The sequence below is a fragment of the Rheinheimera sp. UJ63 genome (assembly GCF_021568285.1).
In the GTDB taxonomy this organism is placed as follows: Bacteria; Pseudomonadota; Gammaproteobacteria; order Enterobacterales; family Alteromonadaceae; genus Alishewanella; species Alishewanella maricola.
This window is the reverse complement of the sequence record NZ_JAKGTQ010000002.1, coordinates 388,267-403,907: the sequence shown is the minus strand read 5'-3', so window position 1 is coordinate 403,907 and position 15,641 is coordinate 388,267. Positions and strand designations below refer to the sequence as shown.

The window sequence follows — 15,641 nt, the reverse complement described above, 5'->3', positions numbered from 1 at the left end:
ACTCGCTGCAATAAACTGTTTGTTTCCGGATGAGGTGTCTGATGTCTGTTGTTAACGTGCTAAAAACCAGCTTATTGCTGCTAACCACCACGCTTGTATTAGCCGGTTGCGCCAGCCCGAAACAAGCTAATATTGACTATGACCGTACGGTTAATTTTCAACAATATCAAACCTTTGCTTTTTTTAAGCCCACCGAAACGGCTGAGGCAACAGCCGAAACCAAAACAGCTGACACGGCAGAAACTGCTGCGACAGCCCCTAGCTACGATCCGTTACAAGCGCAACATTTTAAAGCCGCCATCATTCGTGAAATGACTGATTTAGGCTATCGCTACAATGAGCAAAGCCCGCAATTGTTAGTGAATTACCAGATCAGTACAGAGAATCGGGAAGATGTTCGCAGTTCGCCTTTTAGCATTAACGCCGGTTATGGCTTTTTCGGTCGCAATAGCGCTTTGAGTTTTGGCTTTCCTATTTTTGGCGGTGTTGAAACACATCGTTACAAAGTGGGATCGATTCTAATTGATGTGATTGATGCCAGCGAGAATCGCTTAATTTGGCAAGGTATGACCGAAGGTAAATTAGCCGCAGACTCGAAGGTGCATTCGCAAGATAGCATTAGCGCAGCAGTGGCGCTGATTTATCAGCGTTACCCTACACGGTTAAGTGCCGATAACAAATAAATGCTTTGGCCAGTGCCTCAACAGCACTGGCTTAATGCCCGAAGATTTAATCAAGTGCTGCCAACAACGTATTACAGTGGGTTATTATACCCATCATTAATAACCAAGATGCTCAAGCCCGCTGATGTCCTTAGTTAACTGCTTAGCCAAGCGCTTTGCCCTTCGCCCATGAACCCTCGAATTCCTCTCACTAAAGCGATTGCTTCGCGCGGTTTTTGCTCACGCCAAGCGGCGAACCGTTTGATCAGTGCAGGCCAAGTGTTGGTTAACGGTGAGCCGGCTCGATTGCAACAACGAGTTGCTGTTGATGATGAGATCCAGATTAACGGTGAAAGCTTAGCAGCTGCCCCAGCATGGCAATATTGGCTTTATCACAAGCCGGTCGGTATCGATTGTAATAATCGAGCTGCTGATCCCGCCAGTATCGCGCAGGTGCTGTCACAATTACCGGTTCGAGCGTTCGCCGTGGGCAGGCTAGATAAAGACTCGCGCGGTTTATTACTGCTGACCAATGATGGCGAACTTGCCCAGCGCTTACTGCATCCACGTTATCAGCACCATAAGCGCTATCTGGTGCGCGTGCAGCAAGCGATTACCGATGCAGACGCAATGAGCAAAGCCTTTGCTGCTGGCATAACATGGCAAGTGGGGCCGCATCAATATCAAGCAAAGCCCTGTTTGGTTAAGGTATTAACTGCACACAGCTTAGAAATTTGCCTCAGTGAAGGACAGCATCGGCAAATTCGTTATATGTGCCGAGCGCTTGGCTTTAAAGTGGTTGATTTGTGTCGGATCGCTATTGGCGATTTACCACTAGGTGATCTCGCCGAGGGCAGCTATCGGCCTTTAACAGCACCCGAATTAGCACAACTTCGCGCGTTGCAAACGCCAGAGCCAACAACTTAGCGCTAAGGTTAAGCAATACATCAGCAAAGAGCCCATAATCACCCCAGGCCAAGCCGCCCACTGCCAAAATGGTTGCAGGTAAACGCCACCGCTACTGGCGCCGATATAGTAAAACACCAGATATAACGCACTGGCACTGGCTTTAGCGCGGGTAGCCTGTTGATTGACAAAACTGCTGGCGAGTGAATGGCACAAAAAGAAACCAAAGGCGCTGATAAAAAAACCCGCGACCATCCCCAACAGCCCTGCAAAGAGGGTCATGATTGAGCCTAACATCATAATCAACACCCCCAGCGCCATCGCGCCTGGCAAATTAAGCCTCTGGGCAATTTTAGCGGAATAAGCCGAGCCTAAAGTGCCGGTTAAATAAGTTATAAATAACAGCCCGATAAGGCCGCTACTTAAATTAAACGGCGTGGTCGCCAGCACAAAGCTGGCGTAGGTATATTGGTTTAAAAAGATTAAAAAATTTAAGCCGCCAATCAGGTAGGTTAATAATAATAATGGCTGGCTTAAGTGATAAAGATTATCTTGTAAAGCCTGTTTTAAACGAAACGGTTGACGCAAAAAATACTGAGCGGCCGGTAAATAGCGCCAAACCGCATAACAACTGAGCGCCCCTAACAGCGTCATTGGCCAAAACACCCATTGCCAGTGCCCCAAATCCGCTAACCCACCGGCGAGCAAGCGCCCTGAGATCCCGCCTAACGAATTGGCACTGATGTAATAGCCCACCGCGCTGACTAACGCCGGCTTACTGTATTCTTCGCCCATCCAGGCAATCGCAATCGCCGGCAAGCCCCCCAAACAACAGCCTTGTATGGCCCGAAGTAACACCAAGCTACTGAAACTTTGCACCTGCGTGAGTAACAAGGTACTTACGCTCATGCCAATTAAGGTGGCTAACAGCAGCGTTTTGCGCCCCCATGCATCCGACAAAGCAGCATACACTAGCAGCGACAGGCCCAAACACAGCGTCGCCACGGTATAACTAATACTGGCCTGCAGCGGGGTTAACGCAAATTGACGGCTAATTTCCGGCAACAGCGGCTGCATTAAATGCAAATTAGCGAATACCGCCACGGCGGCTAAACAAAGTGCTGCAACACTGCGGTAATAGGCGGCAGATTTATATTCGATCACTGACCATGCTCAGTTAACTACATGCGGTTATTGTAACGGATCGCCAACCGCGAACAAACCAACTCGCTAAATAATCACAAGAAAACGCCCTCCCCCAACAAAACGTCTCTGAGTAAGGCCCGACCATTACCGGAGTGTGGTATGACCTGTCTCTGAGTGAGGCCCGACCTGTACCGGAGTGTGGTATGACCTGTCTCTGAGTGAGGCCCGACCTGTACCGGAGTGTGGTTGTACCAGCTTGCGGCGGTGATCTAAGGTGCGATGAAGTAAATGCTTGTACCGAGGATGACAAAACGTTGTGATAGCGGCATAATCGAGTGCGAACTGCATAAAAGCAGACAATAATAATAATTCATTACCCGGGGACTCCATGAATTCTCACTCCACTGCGCTGGGCAACCACCACACTCAGCCACAATTTTTCGGCCATCCGGTCGGGCTTTACGTATGCTTTTTAACTGAAATGTGGGAACGCTTTTCGTTTTACGGCATGAAATATTTGCTGTTGTTATATTTAACAAAGTATCACTTGTTCAGTGACGCCGGCGGCTTGGATGTATTAGGTAGCTATGCGGGTTTAGTGTATGCCATGCCTGTGATCGGCGGCATGCTTGCCGACCGCTATTTAGGGATGCGCAAAGCCGTTACCTTCGGTGCCATTTTGTTGTGTTTAGGCCACTTAGGTCTTGCCTACGAAGGCTTTCAAGCCTATGTCGAAAACGGTGTGGTGGTACAAGATACCGGCGCGATTCAAGTGTTCTACTTTTCGTTAGCCTTAATCATTATGGGTGTGGGGTTTTTAAAGCCAAACATTTCCACTATCGTCGGCCAATTGTACGGTAAAGATGATGCCCGCCGTGATTCTGGGTTCACCATCTTTTACATGGGTATTAATACCGGCTCATTTATTGCCACCTTATTGGTTACCTATATCGGTGAAAAATTCGGTTGGGGCTGGGGTTTTGGTTTAGCCGGCATCGGTATGGTACTGGGCTTAATTGTGTTCTTGGCCGGCCAAAAATACCTGTATGGTTATGCCGAGCCCAATGATCCCGTGCGCTTAAAACAAAAGGTCTTTGCTTTTGTCGATCGTGAATGGCTGATTTACCTAGCAACCATCCCTGCCCTGTTTGTTGTATGGCAATTGGTACAATACAACCCTATCGTTCACTCTGCGTTATTAGGTTTGTCGTTCATCGTGTTAGCCGGCGTGATCTGGTTTATGGTAACGCAATGCAATAAAGAAGAACGTGATCGCATGTTGGTGCTGATCATCTTAACCTTCTCTACGGTGGTGTTTTGGGCCTTGTTTGAACAATCGGCTTCATCCATGACCTTGTTTGCCGATCGAGTGATGGATCGCACAGTGTTCGGTTTTGAAACCACGGCAGGTCAATACGGTGCGTTAAATCCATTATTTATTATTACCCTAGCGCCTATTTTTGCCTGGCTGTGGGTAGCACTTAGCAAACGTAAGCTTGAACCAAGTACGCCAGTTAAATTTGCACTGGGTATTATGCAAGCCGGTTTAGGTTTTGGTGCCTTAGTGATTGGTGCACAATTTCCGAATGAAGCGGGCTTAGTCAGCGCCGGTTGGATGGTGCTAGCGTATATGCTGCATACCATGGGCGAATTGTGTTTATCCCCAGTGGGCTTATCAGCGGTTACCAAATTAGCTGTACACAAAGTGGTAGGTGTGATGATGGGCGCGTGGTTCTTGGCCACCGCATACTCAGAATTACTGGCAACGCAATTAGCTAAACTGGCCGCCATTGAAACACCCAGTGGTGAAGTCGCCGATGTTGGCGCTGCCTTAGCAGCCTACACTGAGCTATTTACCTTCTTATGTTACTTTGGTATCGCTGCAGGTATTTTTATGTTGGTTATCAGCCCGCTACTGAAAAAACGTATGCACGGCATCCAATAATCTTTAACACCTTGTTACCCTCAAACACCTCGGTCTGCTGGCCGGGGTGTTTTTTTATGGTTTTACGGCTAAAGTTATTGTTGTAGCGGCCGCTACAACGTTAATTGAAAATGGATCTAGGGATCACTTATGAGCAGCATTAAAACCGACAGCATGGTAAGTCCGCTACGTAGCAATGCTAATAACGCTGCAGTGATACCAGAGAAGCAAAGCAAACAACAACAAAATGCCGCTATTTTAGCGGCCAGTGAAAAAGTGGCGTTGCAAAGTAACAACAACATCCTCAGCCTGCTTTATAAAACTGCGCTGGAAGGCATTAACGACGCCTTAGAGCCAACCTTAGGTAAAAACGCTAGCAAAAAAATCTATGAGTCTGGCATTGATACCTCGCCCGAGGCCACCGCCGAGCGCATTGTCAGCTTTGCCACCAGTTTGTTTAACATTTACAAACAACAAAAACCGTCTGAAGACAGCTTAAAGCAATTAGATGATTTTATGGGAACCATCGGCAAAGGCATTGAGCAAGGTTTTAGCGATGCAAAAGCTATCTTAACCGGTTTAAAAGTGTTTGAAGGTGATGTCGAAAAAGGTGTCGCTAGCACCTACGATATGGTGCTGAAAGGCTTACAAAACTTTCGTGAAAAACTGATGGCAAGCTATGAGCAACAAGCCGAAACGGCTAAAAGTGAGCCGGCGACAAAAAGCCCATAATCAGCATGAAGTGCTTACTCCGCAATAGGCTCGATACGAGTGACCAATAATTGGTCAATTTTGTAGCTATCGATATCAACCACTTCAAATTTATAGCCGGCATGCAGCACAAAATCGGTGCGTTTCGGAATTTTCTTCAGGGTATACATCATAAAACCCGCTATGGTTTCGTAGTTTTCGGCATTCGGAAAACGCGGTATATCCAGTACCCGCATCACATCAGCTAGTGGCGTTAAGCCTTCAACTAACCATGAATTACTGTCACGCGCGACAATCTGCTCTTCTTCTGAATTAACCAACTCGCCCATCACAATACTCATCACGTCTTTTAAGGTGATAATGCCCACCACCATCGCGTACTCGTTTAAGATAATGGCAAAGTCGATACCCGCCGATTTAAAGTGCTCTAACACCTCATACAAAGACAAGGTATCCGGGATAATTAATGGCGTGCGCACAATGCCGTCTTTTTGCAAAGAAATAGGCTGATCGTGTAATACCTGCATTAAGATATCTCGGGTATCCACATAGCCAATCACTTGATCTAACACACCCGCGCACACCAAGAACTTAGCATGTGGATGCTCAGCAATTTTGGCTTTAATACTCTCTTGCGCCTCGTCTTTGGTGAAAAAGATTAAGCTTTCGCGCGCGGTCATCGCCGAGGTTACGGTGCGCGATTCCATATCAAACACATTTTCTAATAACTGATGCTCATGCTCTTGCAACACGCCGGCCTGCGCGCCGGCATCCATCATGGCCATAATGTCATCAGGCGTAATATCATCTTTGCGCAGTGTTGGTATTTTAAGCATACTAAAACACCAATTAGCTAAACCGTTAAATAACCACACCAAGGGTTTAAGCAGCATAATGAGTAAGAGCATGGGGGCGACAATGCGCAGCGCAATTTGCTCGGGGGCAATCATGGCTAAGCGTTTAGGCATTAAATCGGCAAACAAAATAAATAATGACGTGACAAAGAACACAGACAAAGCAAAAGCCGCAGGCTGTACCCAAGTTTCGTTGCTGAACAAACCGAGCATATTGGCAAAATAAGGTGTAAAAGCCGACTCACCTAAAATACCGCCGAGTATCGCCACGGCATTAAGACCAATTTGCACCACCGTAAAAAAGTTACCTGGGTGTTCTTGCAGCGCTAAAATTTTCTCAGCGCGAACATCGCCCTCGGTGGCCAATAAACGTAACCGCATTTTGCGTGACGCCGCTAAAGAAATTTCCGAAACAGAAAAAAAGGCGCTGGTGGCAACTAAAAAAAACATCATCAGCAGGTATTCAAAGGTGGTCATAATGTATCCGTTAACAAAAGCCTAAATTAGGCATCGGCAAGGTTCCGATAGCGCTATTATAACTGATCATTAAGTAATTTTTTCAATAAAGTAGACTTCTGACACAAACTTGGTTAAAACTAATACTATGAATTCACTTTATTACGACTCAATGACATGCAAAGCCAAGTAGTTGTTTGGATTACCTTGTTAATCACTGGTTGGTTATGTCTTACTATTCCGCATGCCTATGCCAACGCTCCGGCTGAAGCAGTTGAAGCATCTGAGAAACCCCATAAATATCAAGATATTGCGCTAGAAAAACAACTAGACCACTATTTAACGCTTCAAGTCAGCGATGCAGCCGCTGCCAAAGTGTTGTTAGAACAATTAGTAAAGTCATTAGATGAAAACACGCCAATAGAGTCTAAAGTACGAACCTTGTCTTATTACGTTGCATATTATATGCACAAAGGCGAGATCGCGCATACCGATAGCGCTTTAGACACCCTAGAACAATTAACCACACAGCCGCTAACGCCAAATGCACGAGCAGAAATTTTCAGCACCCGCATTGATGTGCTTACCTTTCGAAATGAACTCAATCAAGCTTATATTCATGCCGACAGCTTAATTGAAATGCTTCCTGAGCTGAGTGATACTCGAATAATTTATTGGGTAAACGCGATATTAGGTCGTTTATTCCGAGATACCCAAGAGTTTGATAAGGCATTATTTCATTACAATGCAGCGTTAGACACCTTAGATGGCAGTAATGATAATCGTGTGTTGATTAGACGAGTATTTCTGACAAGACAAACAGCTTATGTTCATATTGATTTAAAAAACTGGGAACGTGCAAAAGCCTTACTAGAAGAATTGATCACCGAGCTGAAACATCATCAACAAGATGCATTATTGCCCGATGTTTATCTAACTCTTGGTTTTGTTTATTCCTCTTTAAAAGATTTTGCGGCAGCCGAGCAAGTTAACTTGGCCGGTTTAGCCGGGGCTCGTCAGTTTAACAAACATGCTTTACTATTAAAGTTTATGAATAACCTGGGCTCTGACTACATTGACCAAAATAAATTGGATGCTGCAAAAACCATTCTAGAGCAGGCCTTAGCAGAAGCTCAACTAACCAACGAGATAAACACCACTAATTTTATCGAATTCAATTTAGCTTATTTACAAGTACTTGCCGGTAATAGCCAGCAGGGCTTTGCCAAAATGCAAGAAATTTTTGACTACGCAAAAAAGCGCAACAACAAAGCGATCCTCGAAGAATATACACTGTCTTTTACCAAAGCATATAAAGCCGTCAATGATTATAAAAATTTGGCCATCATGCTTGAGCAGTTAATGCAAATTCGCAGCGAGATTATGATCGCGGAGCGCGAGCAAAATATTCGTAACTTGCAAGATCGCTATGATTTAAAAACCCAAAACCAACGCATCACTATTTTGCAGCAGCAAAATGCCTTGCAAGAGGAGTTATTAACTAACAAGCAATTACAGCAAACCATTACCCTTTTGTTTATTTTTATTATGGGTTTAGCGGCGTTGTTATTGGTTAATTTATACCGCAAAGTACAACGCTCCAATCTACGCTTAAAAGAAGTCAATAAACAACTGGAATATCAGTCTTTACGCGACCCTTTAACCGGCTTATTTAATCGTCGTGCTATGCAAGATAAAATGGCGAAACGGCATAAAAGCAGCCAGCCGGATGCTTGCGCGCTCTTATTGTTAGATATCGACTTTTTCAAACAAATTAACGATAACTATGGCCATGCGGCAGGTGATGCCGTGCTGATTGATTTAAGTCGACGCTTATTGGCCTTAACCGATGAGAACGAGCTGTTGATCCGCTGGGGTGGTGAAGAGTTTTTAATTGTTATTCAGCGTTTAGAGCAAGAAGATATTGATCAACTCTGCCAACAAGTACTGCAAGTGGTCAGTGCCCTACCCGTGGTATACGAAGGCAATGAGATCCCCGTGACGATTAGCGGTGGCTTTATTCGCTTGCCGTTTTCGCAAGTTCCTGAGCATCAATTTAATTGGGAAAAAGTATTACAGGTTGCCGATATGGCCCTTTACTTAAGTAAGTTGAATGGCCGTAACCAAATCAACCTGATTGACGAATTGCGAGTGCCGTTTGCCGATGCAGAGCCGCATTTACAATCAGATCTTAATGGGGCGATCCGCGAGAACATGCTTAATTACCATGTCATCAAAGGGTAAATTTTAGCTTATCTCTAGTGTTTGATTACACTCTGCCATATCAGTTGAGACAGTGCGCACAGTTTTCCCATGTGCGCTTTTCTTTACCTTAAACACTCCACAGCAAAAATATAATGGCACGGCCCTCTAACGACATCTTGCTGCATTAGCTATAAGTCTAAGTTCTATTTACGCCTGATTTATGTACAGTAAGTTCATAAATAAAAAGTAAAGGACCACGCAATGTCTTACCAACAACAGTACCAAGCAGCATTAACGAATCCGACCGCATTTTGGCAAAAGCAGGCTAACGCCTTGGCATGGCACAAGCCGCCAAGCAAAATCCTCAGTCAGCAGGCTGAGCAGCAGTATCAATGGTTTGCAGATGGTGAGCTTAACACCTGTTATTTAGCACTGGATCAGCAAGTTATTGAAGGGCGTGGCGAGCAAGTAGCCCTTATTTATGACTCTCCGGTGACTCAAACCAAACAACAATACACTTATAAGCAACTCCTCGATCAAGTAGCAAAATTCGCCGGAGTATTACAAGCAAATGGCGTAACCAAAGGTGATCGTGTGGTTATCTATATGCCGATGATCCCGCAAGCGGTGATCGCCATGTTGGCATCGGCGCGGTTAGGTGCCATTCACTCAGTGGTATTTGGTGGTTTTGCACCGCATGAGTTAGCGATCCGAATCGATGATGCTAAACCCAAAGTGGTGATCAGTGCCTCATGTGGCATCGAGATTAATCGTGTTATCAGCTACAAACCGTTACTCGACAGCGCGATTGAAAAAGCAGAATTTAAACCCGAACACTGTATCATTTTTCAGCGCCCGCAAGATCCTGCAACCCTGGTTGCAGGGCGTGATGTGGATTGGCAACAAGCCATGCTTAATGCCACAGCCGTAGACGCGGTGCCGGTGAAAAGTACTGATCCGCTTTACATCCTTTATACTTCTGGCACCACCGGCAAACCTAAAGGTGTAGTGCGCGATAACGGCGGGCATGCGGTTGCCTTAAAATACAGCATGCAAGCCATTTACGATATTCAAGCCGGCGATGTGTTTTGGGCTGCCTCAGATGTGGGCTGGGTGGTAGGACACTCATACATTGTGTATGGCCCCTTGCTCGCAGGCGCCACCACTATTTTGTATGAAGGTAAACCAGTATTTACACCCGATGCAGGTGCATTCTGGCGAGTATGTGCGGAATATAACGTAAAAGCCATTTTTGCTGCGCCTACCGCCTTTCGTGCGATTCGAAAAGAAGATCCACATGCTGAACTGTTAAAACCGCATAACTTAAGCCAGTTAAAACATGTTTTTATGGCCGGTGAGCGGCTTGATCCCCCCACCTATCAATGGGCTTGCGAAGTATTAGGCAAACCCGTGATTGATCACTGGTGGCAAACTGAAACAGGCTGGGCCATTTGCGCCAATTTAGCCGGTGTGGAGTTACTACCGGCCAAGCCAGGCTCGTCAACCAAACCTGTACCTGGCTACCATGTGCAAATATTAGATGACACAGGACAAGCTGTACCCGCCAACACGCAAGGCAATATTGCGATTAAGCTGCCACTACCCCCCGGCTGTTTAACCACCATCTGGGGCAATCCAGAGCGTTTTAAAGCCGGTTACTTAAGTCACTTCCCAGGCTATTACAGCAGCGGCGATGGTGGCTATCTGGATGAAGACGGCTATCTGTTTGTGATGGGCCGTACGGATGACGTCATCAACGTTGCTGGGCATCGTTTATCAACAGGCGAAATGGAAGAGATTTTAGCCTCGCACCCTGCCGTGGCAGAATGCTGTGTTATCGGTTTACCTGATGAATTAAAAGGTCAGCAGCCTGTGGGTTTCGTGCTACTGAAAAACGGCATCACCGTTGATGAAACGACCCTACAAGCAGAGTTAGTCGCGTTAGTAAGACAAGAAATCGGTGCCGTTGCCAGCTTTAAAAAAGCATTAATCGTGCCACGGCTACCCAAAACACGTTCGGGTAAAATTTTACGTAAACTGTTACGGCAAATCGGTGAAGGGCAAAGCTACCAAGTCCCATCTACTATCGACGATCCTGCCAGCTTACCGGAGATCGCCAACATCATGAAACAACGCGGCATCACCTAACACCACCCCACCCCGACACTGGTCAAACCACACTCCGGTACTGGTTTGACCACACTCAGACACTGGTCAGACCGCACTCCGGTACTGGTTTGGCCACACTCAGACACTGGTCAGACCGCACTCCGGTACTGGTCTGGCCATACTCAGACACTGGCCAGACCGCACTCCGGTACTGGTTTGACCATACTCAGAGTCGGTTAGGCTTAATGGCGACTAAGCTTGTTGTTCTGGAAACTGCTGCCGGCGAATTGTGGCAAACTGTGAGCGGCATAAATAAAAAGTGATAGGCCGTGTGATCAACGGATAAACCACCACCAATAACAGAATGTAACCAGGGATGGCTAAACCTTCAGCGCGAGCAATTAAAATAAATAACGTAGAAAGAATAATTAACTTAATAATATTCAACGTTATCTTGGTGGGTGCGGCTAGCCTATCAGCCGCAGTACGAATCACTTCCATGCGCTGTGAAAAATTCAAGCCAGCAAGCTCGGGGATACTCTGACTGTTGAAATAAATCATTTATCTTCGCCTTTACTAAAACCAACTAAGTTCTTCAAGATAACACTACGGCTAAACAGGCAATTGCGATTGGTCAAACCGACACTTTAGTCCGGAATGACCAACATAAACTTAATCATTAAATGGAGAACGGATCTCTGTAACATCTATTAATTTTACAGGACGATTCAGCGGTTGGCCACCATCACGACTAATTGGCACCCAAGGCACATTGCCTCGCCCCTTCGAAGGTCTAACCGAAAATAAGTCAAAGGGTATCGATAGATAAAAGCCTTTAGTAAAACTTCCTTCACCATAATCAGCTGCAGAGGCATCCGTTATCGCAGCATAAGCACCAATTATCATGCCGCTATCAAAACGCTTAGCAAAATCGACATTGACCCCTTTATCCTTGGCTAGGAACTGTCCTATATTAAAGGTCAGACGGGTATCAGGTAGGAATTCCGGTTGCCAATACACATTAATGTGGCCGGTTAACACACTGTAATCAAAAAAGGCAAACTCCTTTTCAAAAGAGCGTTGCTTGACATAGTTTAAATCAAAACCAACAGAAAAATTACTGTCAACAGGACGATATAACAGCTCTAAACCGGCGCCACCAAACATTGTTTCAAGATAGCCAACATAAGCTTGTGCAAATAACGAAGGGGCAATTTGATTTTGCCAATGACCATAAACGTTTTCAACACTAAGCCTGCTGCGCGTAACATATTCACGTACAAAGGTACGAACGCGTGGCAATGCCGTATCTAAAGGATCAACTTTAAAGTTAAATTGATCAAAGTTATCCAACATTGTTAGCTTAGCAGTACCATTCAGCCTAAATTTATCATTAAAATGATAACCACCCGCTAAAAGCAAGCCTCCTTGGTACATATAAAACTGTTCAGGGTTGCCAAACGACTGTACCCAAAAAAATTCCGAATTAGTGTAAAAACCAGATACATCCGCTGTTCTTACGCCCTCTACTGCTTTTAAAGAGGGTTCTTGTCTTATATATGTTGAACGAAGGTCGGGTTGTAATACATCGTAAGACACTGCAGCAATAAAACTATCAGCATCAATAACCTTTTCAACAAGCGGCAAAGTGCCGCTGTACTCTAATACCCTAATTGTTTTAAGCCCAGCCGGAAGTTGTGCTGCAATAGCACGCCCAACCCGCTCGGTAAGTTCTTCATCATCACGAAAAGCGATGGAATGACCATGAATAATTAATTCATCACCTTCGACATGAACACCTCGTGGCACAAAGCCAGCGTTGTAGTACAAATTACTAATAAGTGTGTTGAAATTAATGCTAGCAGGTATATCACTGCGCTCCGTGCTAACCGGGATCATAGGCGGTTTAATTTTATATTGTTCTGCTTGATGCAGATTAAAAGCGTAATGCACGCCAAAACCTAAAGTGTTACCACGTTGGTAATTCAAATCAAAAGTAAAATCCTGATATTGGTAAGTCGCACCAATATTCCAGCGACTATCCTGCGGAAGTTCTCCAGCAAAATCATCAATGTAGTTATTACCTTCGTACTCTAATTTGAAAAGTAATGGTTGCCAGGCCGTTTGATAGCTGATCCCACCAAAAACTGAGGCAGGGCCTTTAAAAAAACGTTGATAATCAATCTTACCACCTTGCCCACTAAAGCCACCTGGCCTTGTACAAAAACTATCACGTACTTCACAAAATGGATTAGTAACATTGCCTGCCGCCCCCAAGTAACCCCAACCCAGTCCGAGATGAAAATCAAAATTACCTAAGCGTTTACTTAAACTGACAAACTCACTTTCAAATAAGCCTGTACCACCAAAATCTTTAAAACCCAAAGCGACTTCTGGCAAAAACTGACTTTCTTGCCATAAGCGTAACTTTACATCCAAACCTTTATCTTTATAGGTTTGGTCGCCGCTAAAAGCTTCCGAACTGCTGTATAGTCGAGTTCTAACATCAGTATAGCGCGCTGTGGTTTCAAGCCATGGATACAATTGAATACTCACAGACCAAAAACGATATTGTTGATTGTCTGTGTAGTTAAAGGAAAAATTGCCTTCTTCCGCCATGCGTGCTGTTGGCGTTTGAATTAAACCCACGCCACCATGCACCGCCTGAGATGGGCCATTTGATAAAGTAGGCCAAGAGTCATTTGCCTGAACAATACCGGAAACCAACAGCATCAGCCAAGCGCAATTGAAAGATAAAAAATTGTTTCGCATTAATACACTCTATTTACAGCCAAAGAGACAAGCAATTGATTAAATTCGGCAAGGCTTTTTGCAAATAAACCCGTTTTAAAAGGTATAATAACTTGCGCACCCGGCATCAGCTCATAATGAGTATGATTCCAAAGCTGTACTCCAACCTTTAATACTTCGCCATTAGGCTGAACCACAATGACATAGCTACTATCTGCTACTGAGCTCAAACTAAGCTGTTTGTGGTAAAAGCTAACCGATTTGCTACCTTGATGTGAAATTGTTTTTGCTTGGCCAATCGCTCCCCAAAATTGAATTTCAGTAGGACGGGACGATACCACTAATTTATAGTTACCTGAGTCAAACCGTGGATTAAAACGTCGCTGAACCCTTACTAAATCTTGATCAATGGTAATAGGTATACGTTTTGCAAACTGCCAAGCAGAAATAGCATTCACTAACTGCGCTATTACAACTTGCATATTTTCCTTTTCAGAACGCAATAAACTAGTCGACATGGAAGAAAATAAAGCTAACTGCTCTGAAACGTCGGCAGTATCCAGCAAAAACAATTTACTAGATGGCCAATAGCGTGCAGTTTCAGCAGGTAAATGAGCTAAAACTTCAGATAAGCGAGGCCGTTCACTGAACTCATGTATTTGATGCTCTAATTGCACAGTTACAACTGGCTCAGCGCTGAAAAGGTTAGTTGATGTAAAAACGGTTAGGGCGAGTACGTAAAGTATAATCTTGGTAATGAGGCGTTTCACACGGCATCTCCCGTTACTATAACACCACGCTGCTGGAAGATACGGACAATGTCGCTGATAAACACCAGCTCGAAAACTTCGCCACCTGGTAGCAGCTGTTGTTGGCTTTTTAGTACCTTACCGGTTTCAGCATCTAGCCAAAACGTATTCTGCCATGCAGTATCAAAACGCCAATAATGACCATCCGAGATATAGTTTAGTTTCTCGGTTATTTTGATCACATTTATTGGTTGTGCAAAAAACTCTAAAGTTTGATCTGAGCCAACAATAAAAGTAGATCGAACTTCATTACCGTAAGTTCCTACTTGCCAATCAACACCGCGGATCCAACTCGCCTTATCTACATTTACTCTTTTAAGAGGATCAGAAGCAAGGTTAGTGACATGCAATAAATCATTACTTAAACCTTGAGTTTTTACAATTCTACCTTGCTCAGTAATTAGTACAGCTTGGTCAGCAGATAACCATTTTTGCTGGTTAGTGGTTCCAGACATTAACCCCATAGCTGCACGTGGGCGATTGCCATTACGAACGTATAAAAAGTCATTTGGGGCATCAGTTAAATAAGAATAAGTTAGCGCAACATCTTCACCAGGTTTCAACGCTAATTGGATTAAATCAAGGTAATTGCGATAAGTATTAGAACAACCCGCAATCAGCAAAAAACAGCAAAAGCTGAATACAAGTTTAGCGATAGGCATGATGAATAGGCTCAGATAGGAAAAGCCGCCATCAGGCGGCTTTTTTTACTTAAGGGTTAGTAAGAATTGCTAAATATGTAGAAGTTACAGGAACTGTAATGGTAGTAGTGTTTGTACCCGTACCTGTTACCGTTACCGTAGTGCTATTAGTAGTACAAATACCATTAACAGGCGCAGCATCACCAGTTTTACAAACTAGTACTAGTTCTGGAGGTAGTGGGCCGGTTTCATTGCCGGGCAATGCACCTGATTGTCGAGCGTTAGAAACAATTGTTGCAATTACAGAAGCTGCTATAGAGCCAGCAACTAAAGTAGTTACGCCAACACCACCAAAACTAACTACCTTTTCTTCTTGTGCTAAAGCTTTACCACTAAAAGTAGCTAACAAGGCAACTGCAGCCAGTGTTAATTTTTGCATTTTATATCCCTCTAAATTGAATTTTAAT

At 44.6% G+C, this 15,641-nt stretch carries 13 protein-coding genes; 6 read left to right on the top strand and 7 right to left on the bottom strand.

Going from position 1 to position 15,641, the window contains the following annotated elements; genetic code table 11:
- Window positions 1–41: 41 nt before the first annotated feature.
- Together L1N97_RS07940 and L1N97_RS07935 are read left to right on the top strand one after the other, a co-directional pair.
- Window positions 42–683, top strand: a complete 642-nt coding sequence (locus L1N97_RS07940) for a DUF4136 domain-containing protein (protein WP_229584310.1) — start codon at window positions 42–44, stop codon at window positions 681–683.
- Window positions 684–851: 168 nt separating this feature from the next.
- Window positions 852–1,589: a pseudouridine synthase gene (locus L1N97_RS07935; RefSeq protein WP_236129415.1), complete on the top strand. Its 738-nt coding sequence runs from the start codon at window positions 852–854 to the stop codon at window positions 1,587–1,589.
- Here L1N97_RS07935 and L1N97_RS07930 read toward each other — a convergent pair.
- Window positions 1,545–2,732 (bottom strand): MFS transporter, encoded by a 1,188-nt coding sequence (locus L1N97_RS07930; protein WP_236129414.1) that lies wholly within the window; start codon window positions 2,730–2,732, stop codon window positions 1,545–1,547. The genes L1N97_RS07935 and L1N97_RS07930 overlap by 45 nt on opposite strands.
- Before the next feature lie 370 nt (window positions 2,733–3,102).
- Here L1N97_RS07930 and L1N97_RS07925 point away from each other — a divergent pair, with 370 nt between their 5' ends.
- Together L1N97_RS07925 and L1N97_RS07920 are read left to right on the top strand one after the other, a co-directional pair.
- Entirely contained in the window at window positions 3,103–4,659 is a 1,557-nt protein-coding gene (locus L1N97_RS07925) for a peptide MFS transporter (protein WP_229584313.1), read from the top strand.
- 129 nt (window positions 4,660–4,788) lie between these two features.
- Window positions 4,789–5,370, top strand: a complete 582-nt coding sequence (locus tag L1N97_RS07920; RefSeq protein WP_236129413.1) for a DUF5610 domain-containing protein — start codon at window positions 4,789–4,791, stop codon at window positions 5,368–5,370.
- A 14-nt stretch (window positions 5,371–5,384) separates the two neighbouring features.
- Here L1N97_RS07920 and L1N97_RS07915 read toward each other — a convergent pair whose 3' ends face one another.
- Window positions 5,385–6,680, bottom strand: a complete 1,296-nt coding sequence (locus tag L1N97_RS07915; RefSeq protein WP_236129412.1) for a hemolysin family protein — start codon at window positions 6,678–6,680, stop codon at window positions 5,385–5,387.
- A gap of 156 nt (window positions 6,681–6,836) precedes the next feature.
- Between L1N97_RS07915 and L1N97_RS07910 the strand changes: the two genes are divergently transcribed.
- Together L1N97_RS07910 and L1N97_RS07905 are read left to right on the top strand one after the other, a co-directional pair.
- On the top strand, window positions 6,837–8,903 hold the full coding sequence (locus L1N97_RS07910; protein ID WP_236129411.1) for a tetratricopeptide repeat-containing diguanylate cyclase: 2,067 nt from the start codon (window positions 6,837–6,839) through the stop codon (window positions 8,901–8,903).
- A gap of 222 nt (window positions 8,904–9,125) precedes the next feature.
- On the top strand, window positions 9,126–11,012 hold the full coding sequence (locus L1N97_RS07905; RefSeq protein WP_236129410.1) for a propionyl-CoA synthetase: 1,887 nt from the start codon (window positions 9,126–9,128) through the stop codon (window positions 11,010–11,012).
- Window positions 11,013–11,225: 213 nt separating this feature from the next.
- Here the strand turns inward: L1N97_RS07905 and L1N97_RS07900 are convergent, their stop codons facing one another.
- The 5 genes from L1N97_RS07900 to L1N97_RS07880 form a co-directional block, all read right to left on the bottom strand.
- Complete coding sequence (locus L1N97_RS07900; RefSeq protein WP_226750136.1) at window positions 11,226–11,534, bottom strand: DUF6170 family protein; 309 nt, start codon at window positions 11,532–11,534, stop codon at window positions 11,226–11,228.
- A gap of 111 nt (window positions 11,535–11,645) precedes the next feature.
- Window positions 11,646–13,745: a YjbH domain-containing protein gene (locus L1N97_RS07895; protein ID WP_236129409.1), complete on the bottom strand. Its 2,100-nt coding sequence runs from the start codon at window positions 13,743–13,745 to the stop codon at window positions 11,646–11,648.
- Complete coding sequence (locus L1N97_RS07890; RefSeq protein WP_236129408.1) at window positions 13,745–14,494, bottom strand: capsule biosynthesis GfcC family protein; 750 nt, start codon at window positions 14,492–14,494, stop codon at window positions 13,745–13,747. The genes L1N97_RS07895 and L1N97_RS07890 overlap by 1 nt, the downstream gene beginning before the upstream one ends.
- Window positions 14,491–15,195, bottom strand: coding sequence for a YjbF family lipoprotein (locus L1N97_RS07885; RefSeq protein ID WP_236129407.1), 705 nt, complete (start codon window positions 15,193–15,195; stop codon window positions 14,491–14,493). Before L1N97_RS07885 ends, L1N97_RS07890 begins: the two co-directional genes overlap by 4 nt.
- A gap of 49 nt (window positions 15,196–15,244) precedes the next feature.
- Window positions 15,245–15,613: a hypothetical protein gene (locus L1N97_RS07880; RefSeq protein ID WP_236129406.1), complete on the bottom strand. Its 369-nt coding sequence runs from the start codon at window positions 15,611–15,613 to the stop codon at window positions 15,245–15,247.
- Window positions 15,614–15,641: the final 28 nt, after the last annotated feature.